A 3,133-nucleotide genomic window follows, 5' to 3' on the forward strand; every position below is an offset into this window, starting at 1 on the left:
GTGTGACCTTCAGCGATAAGTGGCGCGTTTACTTCAGAGCTTGGTGACACACCCGCCGGTGCGCCGGGGACGCCGATGCGATCAGGCAGGTGCGGTCGCGTCCCTGATCCTCAGAATAGTCTGCCGGCTGGTTTTGAAGGTCCGCGCCAGGGCCGACACGCTCGCGCCGTCCCCGATCTGGCGCGTCACCGCCTCGCGCTGCTCGCCCGTGAGACTGGCCGGCCGGCCGAGCCGCCTGCCTTCCGCCCGCGCCCGGCTCAAGCCAGCCTGGGTGCGCTCAATCAGGAGATCGCGCTCGAACTCCGCGACGGCGTTGATCACGTTCATCGTCAGCTTGCCCGTCGAACTCGTCAGGTCGACCCCACCCAGCGCCAGGCAGTGAACCCGCACCCCGAACTCCTCGAGCTTGGCGACGGTGGCGCCCACGTCCATGGCGTTGCGCCCGAGCCGGTCGAGCTTGGTCACCACGAGAACATCGCCCGCCTCCAGCCGGTCGAGCAGGCGCGCGAAGCCGCGGCGCTGGCTGGCCGCGATGGAGCCCGACACGGTCTCGGTCACGAGGCGGCGCGGTTCGATGGTGAACCCGGCCGCTTGGATCTCGGTAAGTTGGTTGTCCGTGGTCTGACCAGGAGTGGAGACGCGGAGATAGGCGAAGGTGCGCGGCATGAGGCGAATTCGTCCGAAAACCATGACCGGAACTAGACACCTGTCCGGAACTCGAAGAAGCTAGTTTGTGAACAGGTCGCGTGACCTTGTCCAGAACCGGTCGGTTCCGGACAGGCCTCGTCCTGTGACGTGCGGGTCAGGGACGGCCTCATGCGGAGCGACACAGCCGCAGCATCCCTCGTGGAACTGACCGAGCCTCAACGCCAGCGCGCCATGGCCCGCTTTGCCGTGCTCCGGCCGACCCTGGAGGAGGGCGTGCCTCTGACCCGGGCCGCCGCGGACGCCGACGTGCCGCTGCGAACGGCCCGGCGCTGGCTGACACGATTTCGACGCGACGGACTGGCGGGCCTGGCCCGTGCCGTCCGTTGCGATGTCGGCCGTTACCGCTTGCCCGCCGACCTGGTCAGCCTGATCGAGGGGATGGGCCTGAGAAAACCGCGATCCTCGGCCGCCGCCATCCATCGCAGGATTACGGCCGTCGCCGAGGCGAAGGGGTGGCCCCCGCCTTCCTACGGTACGACCTGGGCCATCCTCTCCCGCCTCGACCCGGCCATGGTCACCCTGGCCCTGGACGGACCGACCGTCTTTCGGGACCGCTACGAGCTGATCTGCCGACATCGGGCGAGCATGCCCAACGCGCTCTGGCAGGCCGATCACACCCTGCTCGACATCATGGCTCTCGACGAAGACGGCAGGCCGGTCCGGCCCTGGCTCACGACGGTGATCGACGACCACTCACGGGCAATCGCGGGCACCATGCTGTTCCTGGGCGCGCCCTCAGCGCTCAACACCAGCCTCGCACTCCGTCACGCGATCTGGCGCAAGGCCGATGCGGCCTGGCCGGTCTGCGGCATCCCGGACGTGCTCTATGTCGACCACGGAAGCGACTTCACGAGCCGCCATCTCGATCAGGTGGCTGCGAGCCTGCACATGCAAATCGTTCATTCCGGCGTCGCGCGACCGCAGGGCCGGGGTAAGATCGAGCGCCTGTTCGGAACCATCAACACCGAACTCCTCCCCGAGCTGCCCGGCCACCTCGTCGCGGGCGGGCCGGTCAGCCCACCAGCCCTGTCACTGGCGGATCTGGATCGCGCAATCGGCGCCTTCATCCGCGACGCCTATCATCGGCGCACGCACGGCGAGATCGGGCAAGCGCCCCTCGACGCATGGCGGGCGAACGGTTTCCTGCCCCGCCTGCCCGAGAGCCTGGAGGCGCTCGACCTCCTGCTGGTGATGGTCGCCAAGCCACGCTGCGTGCGTCGGGACGGCATTCACTTCCAGGGCCTGCGGTACGTCGCATCGACCTTGGCAGCCTATGTCGGCGAGACCGTCACGATCCGCTACGACCCACGCGATGTGTCGGAGATCCGGGTGTTCCACCGTGAGCGCTTCCTCTGCTGGGCGGTGAACGAGGAGCACGCTGGAGAAGCTCTCAGCCTCAAGGACATCGAGGCGGCGCGCCGTCTGCACCGCCGCAGCCTTCGCGCTGCGATCAACGAGCGCGTGGCGCGCGTCGCGGACTTCCTGCCCGATCCCGTCCGTCTCAACCGTCAGATCGCCCCGGCCCGCTCGCCGCCGCGGCTCAAGCTGCGCGTGTATCAGGCAGAGGACGAGGGATGACCGCCAGATCGGGCGCCTTCATCGCCACCAAGGAGCATCGCCGCTTCATCGAGTTCGCCGATGCGGTGCGCAAGCACCGCTACATCGGCCTCTGCTACGGGGCGGCCGGGGTCGGCAAGACACTCTCGGCACGTCGCTATGCGCGCTGGGAGGTGGCCGAGCCCTTCCTCGACACCTGGGGACCGCGACAGCCGTCGGACGCCAAGATCTATGGCGTGCTCGCCCAGAGCTGTAGCGTCTTCTACACTCCGGCGGTCGCCTGCTCGTTGCGGGTGCTGCGCAACGAGGTGACCTTTCTCACCGTGCGGATGGATGCCTGTCTCGGCGAACACCATGCGAGCGGGGAAGGGAGGCCAACGGGCTTTGCGCGCGGGTTGACCGAGCTCCTGATCGTGGACGAAGCCGAGCGACTCTCGACCACGGGCCTGGAGCACCTGCGCGATGTCTTCGACCGGACGGGGATCGGCGTGATCCTGATCGGCATGCCAGGGATCGAGAAGCGCCTGTCGCGCTATCCTCAGCTCTACAGCCGTGTCGGGTTCGCCCACCATTACCGTCCCTTACAGGGCGACGAACTCACCTTCGTGCTGACGCGCCACTGGCGTCAACTCGGCCTTGCCTTGGACGACGCGGACTTCACCGATGTGCAGGCTGTGGCCTCGATCGCGCGGATTACGGGCGGCAACTTCCGGCTGCTTCAGCGCCTGTTCGTGCAGATCGCACGCATTCTCAAGATCAATGAGCTCAAGGTGATCACGGACGATGTTGTCGAGGCCGCGAGGAGCACCCTCGTCATCGGTGCCACATAGTGCTCCAAAAACACTGCCATTTATCGCTGAAGGTCACA

At 67.1% G+C, this 3,133-nt stretch carries 3 protein-coding genes; 2 read left to right on the forward strand and 1 reads right to left on the reverse strand.

Annotated elements, in window-relative coordinates; all coding sequences use genetic code 11:
* Positions 1 to 81 precede the first annotated feature (81 nt).
* Positions 82 to 666 (reverse strand): recombinase family protein, encoded by a 585-nt coding sequence (locus tag MFF22_RS19345; protein WP_053621441.1) that lies wholly within the window; start codon positions 664 to 666, stop codon positions 82 to 84.
* A 150-nt stretch (positions 667 to 816) separates the two neighbouring features.
* Between MFF22_RS19345 and MFF22_RS19350 the strand changes: the two genes are divergently transcribed.
* Together MFF22_RS19350 and MFF22_RS19355 are read left to right on the forward strand one after the other, a co-directional pair.
* A complete protein-coding gene (locus MFF22_RS19350; RefSeq protein ID WP_161392815.1) occupies positions 817 to 2,286 on the forward strand; it encodes a TnsB C-terminal domain-containing protein in 1,470 nt (489 codons plus the stop codon).
* On the forward strand, positions 2,283 to 3,095 hold the full coding sequence (locus MFF22_RS19355; RefSeq protein WP_053621440.1) for an AAA family ATPase: 813 nt from the start codon (positions 2,283 to 2,285) through the stop codon (positions 3,093 to 3,095). Before MFF22_RS19350 ends, MFF22_RS19355 begins: the two co-directional genes overlap by 4 nt.
* Positions 3,096 to 3,133: the final 38 nt, after the last annotated feature.

Origin of the sequence: Methylobacterium persicinum, from assembly GCF_022179525.1 — a bacterium.
GTDB classification, from domain to species: Bacteria; Pseudomonadota; Alphaproteobacteria; order Rhizobiales; family Beijerinckiaceae; genus Methylobacterium; species Methylobacterium persicinum.